The sequence below is a fragment of the Streptomyces sp. SP17BM10 genome (assembly GCF_036322405.1).
Taxonomy (GTDB): domain Bacteria; phylum Actinomycetota; class Actinomycetes; order Streptomycetales; family Streptomycetaceae; genus Kitasatospora.
The window spans coordinates 24,767-31,062 of sequence record NZ_JAQYXB010000401.1; the positions used below are offsets into that span (position 1 = coordinate 24,767).

The 6,296-nt window shown below is 72.3% G+C and carries 5 protein-coding genes; 2 read left to right on the plus strand and 3 right to left on the minus strand.

Annotated features, from left to right (window positions below):
* Nucleotides 1-23: 23 nt before the first annotated feature.
* Nucleotides 24-623 carry a DUF6891 domain-containing protein gene (locus PUR71_RS03140; RefSeq protein WP_329924747.1) on the plus strand — a complete coding sequence of 200 codons (600 nt, stop codon included), beginning with the start codon at nucleotides 24-26 and terminating at the stop codon, nucleotides 621-623.
* Nucleotides 624-715: 92 nt separating this feature from the next.
* Here the strand turns inward: PUR71_RS03140 and PUR71_RS03145 are convergent, their stop codons facing one another.
* Nucleotides 716-1,450 (minus strand): hemerythrin domain-containing protein, encoded by a 735-nt coding sequence (locus tag PUR71_RS03145; protein ID WP_329924748.1) that lies wholly within the window; start codon nucleotides 1,448-1,450, stop codon nucleotides 716-718.
* A 309-nt stretch (nucleotides 1,451-1,759) separates the two neighbouring features.
* Nucleotides 1,760-2,818 carry an alpha/beta hydrolase gene (locus tag PUR71_RS03150; protein ID WP_329924749.1) on the minus strand — a complete coding sequence of 353 codons (1,059 nt, stop codon included), beginning with the start codon at nucleotides 2,816-2,818 and terminating at the stop codon, nucleotides 1,760-1,762.
* A 380-nt stretch (nucleotides 2,819-3,198) separates the two neighbouring features.
* Between PUR71_RS03150 and PUR71_RS03155 the strand changes: the two genes are divergently transcribed.
* Entirely contained in the window at nucleotides 3,199-3,960 is a 762-nt protein-coding gene (locus tag PUR71_RS03155) for an SDR family oxidoreductase (protein ID WP_329924750.1), read from the plus strand.
* Between the two features lie 226 nt (nucleotides 3,961-4,186).
* Here the strand turns inward: PUR71_RS03155 and PUR71_RS03160 are convergent, their stop codons facing one another.
* Nucleotides 4,187-5,923: a carbohydrate-binding module family 20 domain-containing protein gene (locus PUR71_RS03160; RefSeq protein ID WP_329924751.1), complete on the minus strand. Its 1,737-nt coding sequence runs from the start codon at nucleotides 5,921-5,923 to the stop codon at nucleotides 4,187-4,189.
* Nucleotides 5,924-6,296: the final 373 nt, after the last annotated feature.

Below are 6,296 nucleotides of genomic sequence, written 5' to 3' on the forward strand. Positions count from 1 at the left end.
CGGGCACGACCCAGGAGGCGCCGATGTCCGAGCTCGACCCCGAGGTGCTCAGCGAAGCCCGTGACCGGGCCCGTGAGGTGATCCGGTGCGGCTTCCAGGAGCCGGACGAGATAGCCGAGTCCCTGGCCGAACTCCTCGACGACCAGGGACTGACGGAGGAGGAGGCGGGGCTGATCGTGGCTCCGCTCTGGGAGGAGCGGCTGGCCGAGCAGGCCGGCTGGCCCGAGGTCACCGACGTGGACCGGCTCGGCGCGGCCTTCGACGCGCTGGAGGAGTCGGGCGTCGTCGCGGCGATGGACTTCACCTGCTGCGCGAGCTGCGGCTACGCCGAGATCGGCGACGAGGCCGACGAGGACTCGCGCGGCTTCGTGTTCTTCCACCAGCAGGACACCGAACGCGCCGCCGCCGGAAAGGGCCTGATGCTGCGCTACGGCGGCTTCCGGCCGGCCGGCGGACCGGACGGCGAGGGCTCGGCGGACGCCGCGGCGCTCCGGACGGTGGGCATCGGGCGGGAGGTGGTGGCCGCGCTGACGGCGGAGGGCCTGACGGTGGAGTGGGACGGCTCGCCCGACAAGGCGATCCTGCTCGCCCCGCTGGAGTGGCTGAACCGCCTGCCGGAGTAGCCGCCCGGGCCGGGGGCCCGTGGACGGGGCTTCGCATATGCCTCCGGCATTGCCACGCGCGTAGACCGACGGCCCGCGAAATGGCCCCGGGCTCAGTCGGGGAGGATCCCCCAGTCGTCCACCGGCCCCCACAGCGGCGAGGTGCAGCGCTCGTAGGTCGCCCGCCAGTGCGGCCAGGAACGGGCCACCTCGTCGTCGCACTCGGCCAGCAGCCGCTCGACGACGGACGGCTCCACGCCCTCCAGCAGCCAGGCCAGCGCGTCGGCCGAGCCCGGGCCGTCGGCCGAGCGCAGCAGGTCCAGCAGCTCGGGCAGGCTGCCGACCCGCGAGTTGTCGGCGAACACGCCCGCCATCCGCGGGAGCAGCTGGCGCTCCTCGATCCGCAGGTGCGTCTCCAGCCGGGCCGCGAGGTCCTCGATCGCGTACGCCACCGGCCAGACGCTGCCGGTGTCCCGGCTGGCGATCCGGACCAGCGTGGTGACCCTGGTGAACGAGTGGTCGAGGTTGTGGTGGTCCGCCTCCAGCCAGTTGAGCAGCAGCCGCAGCTCGGGCGCGAAGCGGCGCACGATCGGCCAGATCCGGGTGTCCTGCTGCTCGTGGTGGCAGGTCAGCATCGCCGTCACGAAGTCCCAGTGCCGCAGCAGCGCCTCGCCCTTGGTGTCCTCGCCGGGCTGCAGCAGCCGCAGCGCGGTGGGCAGCCGGGCGAGGTCGCGGCGCAGCGCGGCGTGCACCAGCCGCAGCCCGGCGAAGCGGACCGCCTGGGGCTCTTCGTCGTCGGTCCGCTCGGGCGCGGTGGCGGACGGCGGCGGCAGCAGGTGGATCGGCATGGCACTCTCTTCACGAATCGGCGGGTCGTGCGGGTCACGGCCCCCGGAAGGCGGCCCCGTTCACTGTGCGTGCAGTCGATCAGAGGTGAATCAATGTCCGATTGACGCGCAGGTCACAGCCGTTTCGGCGGCCCGGACGCGGGTGGTGCCGCATGGCGGGGAAGAGCGCGGGACGAAAGAACCGCCGGTGCCCGGGACGAATCCCCGGCACCGGCGGTCGGTGCGTCAGGTCGGCGCGTACGGGCCCGTGCGGTCAGGCCGGCGCGTACGGGCCCGTGCGGTCAGGCACGTGCGTTCAAGCGGACGGTGTCAGTCGGCCGCCGGGCCCGCCAGGTTCTTGGTGAGCCACTGCAGCGTGTCCGGGATCATCTTCTTGAAGTCCGAGGTCAGGTGCTTGCCGCCGGGCTGCTCGTAGTACTCGATGGCGACCGGCGGGGCGGCCTTGGCCACCCAGCTCTTGACGACGCCCTTCTCGTAGGCGTTGGCGCCGCCCGCGGTGACCAGCATCTTCACGTCCGCCTTGCCCTGGGTGACCAGGACGTCGGGGTTGTTGGCCATCCGCTCGGCGTCGTGGCCCTTCCACAGGTGGGAGTCGGGGATGAAGTAGCCGTCGATCGGGACGGCGGCCTTGTACACGTCGGGGTACTGGAGCGACAGCTTGGCGCTGCAGAACCCGCCGGTGGAGGCGCCCATGATGCCCCAGCTGTCGCGGCCCTTCAGGGTGCGGAAGTTGGCGCGGACCCAGTCCGGGATGTCCTGGGCCATCCAGGTCGCCATCTTGGGCTGGCCCGGGATGTCGGAGCAGTCCAGCGCGTTGTTCTCGTCGCCGTTGAAGTTCTGCACCGGCATGATCATGATGAACGGGTGGGCCTTGCCGGCCTTGGCCAGCTCCTCGTCCACCTCCTGGATCGGCAGCTGGTTGTCGGTCCAGGTGTTGTAGCCGTTGCTCTGGCCGCCCGCGTAGAGGGTCAGCACCGGGAAGCCGGTCTTGGCGTACTTGGGGTCGTTGTACTCGGGCGGCAGCCAGACCCACACCTGGCCGGTCACCCCGGACTTCGGGCCGGCCAGCTTGGTCATCATGATCGGGCCGGCGGCGGTGTCGCGGACCTTGGTCAGCGCGGGCTGGCCGGTCGGCGTCTGGACCTTGCCGCCCGCGGCCGGGGCCGTGCCGGCCGGGGCGGGTGTGCCGGTGGCCGCGGCCGGGTCGCCCGGGACCGCGCTCGAACCCGACGCGCTCGGGGTGCCCGCCGCCTTGGCGCTGTCCCCCTTCCCGCCGCCCGAACTCCCGCAGGCGGCGAGCGAGGCAGCCAGGGTGAGCACGGCGGCGCCGGTCAGGACGGCGCGGGAACGGGACGACTGCCTAAGCACGGTGAGGACTCTCCGACCGATGACGCGCCCGGGCCGGCTGGCCGGGCGGCGGCCCCCGGGTGGGGCCGGACAGGCCCGGGGAGCGCCTCGGCGCGGCCCCCGGAAGTGCGGCTCGCCGCGGCGGGCCGTCCTGCGATCTTATGACGTGGGCCGGGGCGGGCCGGTTGCGCGTCGGCCACCGGAAATCCAATGTTTGTCCGCGATCAGGTAAAACCCGTCACATGTTCCGACCGGCCCCCGCCGGACGGCGGGGTGCACAGCGGATCACGCGCCGCGCCGCGTGATCTTTGGGTCCTTCCACCAGTGACGGCGGCCTCGCCGATCGGCGACGATCGGCTCAGTACCGAGCCGGCTCGGACCGGAGAACGAGGAGCGCCGCCATGTCCCAGCAGACCGCCGCCGCCACCGGCACCGCCGTCGTCACCGGAGCCGGCAGCGGGGTCGGCCGGGCCGTCGCGGTGGAGCTGGCCGCGGCCGGCTGGCGGCTCGTCCTGGCCGGGCGCCGGGAGGAGCCGCTGCGGGAGACCGCCCGGCTGGCCGGCGGCCCGGCCGCCGTGGTGCCCACCGACGTCACCGACCCGGCGGCGGTGGACGCGCTCTTCGCGGCCGCCGTCGAGCGCTTCGGCCGGGTGGACCTGCTGTTCAACAACGCGGGCGGCTTCGGCCCGGCCGTCCCGGTGGACGAGCTGGAGGTGGACGCCTGGCGCGCGGTCGTCGACCTCAACCTGACCGGCGCCTTCCTGTGCGCCCGGGCCGCCTTCCGGCAGATGAAGGCGCAGGACCCGCAGGGCGGCCGGATCGTCAACAACGGCTCGATCTCCGCACACGTCCCGCGCCCGCACTCGATCGCCTACACCGCGACCAAGCACGCCGTCACCGGGCTGACCAAGTCGCTCTCGCTGGACGGCCGCCCGTACCGGATCGCCTGCGGGCAGATCGACATCGGCAACGCGGCCACCGACATGACGGCGGCGATGAGCGCCGGGGTGCGGCAGGCGGACGGGCGGATCGCGCCGGAGCCGACGATGGACGTGGCCGACGTCGCGCGCACGGTGCGGCACATGGCGTCGCTGCCGCTGGAGGCGAACGTGCAGTTCGCGACGGTGATGGCGACCACGATGCCGTACGTCGGACGCGGCTGACCCGGCCCGCCCACTTCCCCACTCACCTCGCTCGCCCCGCGGGTCCCGCTCGTCGCCGTCCCACCGGCCGCCGCAGAGTTCGACGTCGAGGACGACGGGAGTGGTGCTCATCCCGCGATGGTGCCGGTGGCGTCGCCCGGACCGGGGGTTCGAAACGGCCGAGCCACCCGCAGGAGGGATCCCCGTCACGCCGCGCCGACGCGACCGACGGGGATCCCGGCACCCGCTACGGCTGCCAGGTGTCGTTCAGCGCGACCGTCCCCGAGGAGGGCACCGTCGCCGTCCGGTTGGCGCCGGACTCCCAGGTCACCGCCCCGCTCGCGTCCTTGCGGACGTACTTGTACTGGAAGGACGTGCCGGCCGGCAGGGACAGCGCCAGCGACCAGACCGGGTAGCCGGCGGACGAGAGCGGCAGCGCCTTGGCCGGGTCCCAGGCGCCCAGCGCCGGGTTGTCGCCGACGACGTAGACGTTCTGGCCGTACGCGGTGGTCGCGTTGACGTTGAACGAGGCGCCGGAGACGGTCGTCCCGGGCTGGACGTACAGCGCGATCGCGTCGCCCGCGCCGACCGTCGCGGTGAACTGCCCGTTGGCGCCGACCTGGTAGGTCGGGCCGGTGCAGCCGCCGCCCGGCTGCGGGTCGCCGTGCTGGACGTCGCAGTAGGTGCCGGCGGGCAGGCCGGTCTGGAAGGTCTGGGTGATCGCGCCGGTCTCGTGGTTGATCGCGACGTAGCCCCGGTCGCCACGGCCGAAGGCGATCGCGTTGTTGCCGTTGGACCACCAGTCGGTCACGCCGGTGCCGGCGACGGCGTTGCGGAAGCCGACCATGTTGGCGATCTGCCGCCAGGCGTGGGTGCAGTTCCAGCCGTCCTGGTAGCAGGCGTTCACGGCGCCGCCGTTGGGCGGGCCGTCGTCCGTGTTGGTGAAGGCGTAGCCGGAGTAGACGTTGGGCGAGCCGTAGGTCGAGGCGAGCAGGAACACGTTGGCGAGCGTGTAGGTGTTCCCGTAGGTGTAGTTGAGGGTCGAACCGTTGCGCTCGGTGTCCCAGTTGTCGATGAAGCTGCGCGCCTGGCCGCTCGGCAGGTAGCCCCAGGAGGCGCCCCAGCCGTTCAGGTTGGCGAGCTTGTCACCGGTGAAGATGCGCTTGAGGTCGGTGCCGACGCGGAACTCGTCGACGTCGCCGTTGCCGGTGTACTCGGACGGCTGGATCGGCTCGCCGGCGCCGTAGATGACCTCCTGGACCCAGAAGGCGTTGGGGTTGGCCATCTTCGCCTTGATCGCGGCCAGGTCGGCGGCGGCGATGTGCTTGGCGGCGTCGATCCGGTAGCCGTCGACGCCGAGCGAGGCCAGGTCGTCCATGTAGTGCGCGATGGTCTGCTGGACGTACGCGCTGCCGGTGTCCAGGTCGGCGAGGTTGACCAGCTCGCAGGTCTGCACGTTGGTGCGGTCCTGGTAGTTGCTGACCGGCTGGCGGCAGGAGTGGAAGTCCTGGTCCTGGTAGAAGCCGGGGTAGTTGTACTTCGTGTAGGCGGTGCCGCCGGTGCCGGTGCCCGAGCCGGCCGTCATGTGGTTGATCACGGTGTCGGCGATGACCTTGACGCCGGCCGCGTGGCAGGTGTCGACCATGTTCTTGAACGAGGTCCGGTCACCGAGCCGTCCGGCGATCCGGTAGCTGACCGGCTGGTAGGAGGTCCACCACTGCGGGCCCTGGATGTGCTCCTGGGGCGGCGAGACCTCGACGAACCCGTAGCCCTTCGGGCCGAGGGTGCTGGTGCAGGCCTGGGCGACGGAGTCGAAGCGCCACTCGAAGAGGGTCGCGGTGACGTCCTTGCCGTTGTTGGCGGGCGGGGCGGCCTGGGCGGTGGGGGCGCCGAGGCTCGCGGTGAACGAGAGCGCGAGCGCCGCCGAGGCGGCGAGCGCTCCGGCCGCGCGGGCGGGCCGGCGGGTGGGGGCGGTGGTGACCACGTCGTCTCCAAGGGGGGCGGCTGAGGTGGGGCAGCCAAGGTGCAGGAAGTTTCTGTAACTTGCCGGAAACTTGCAGCGAACTTAGAGCCGCCGGGAGACACCGTCAAGACAAGGGGACGAAACGTTTCCGCATCAGTAGCCCGCATCAGTAGCCCGCGCCAGCAGGAGCACGGGGACACGACGGGGGCCCGGCAGCCGCCTCGGCTGCCGGGCCCCCGCCTACCGACCTACGGTCAGCCGGTCTGGATGGAGGTGTCGTCGATCACGAAGCTGGTCTGCAGCGAGGCGTCCTCGGTGCCGGTGAACTTGAGCGTGACGCTCTTGCCCGCGTACGCCGACAGGTCGAAGGTCCGCTGCTGGTAGCCGGCCGCCG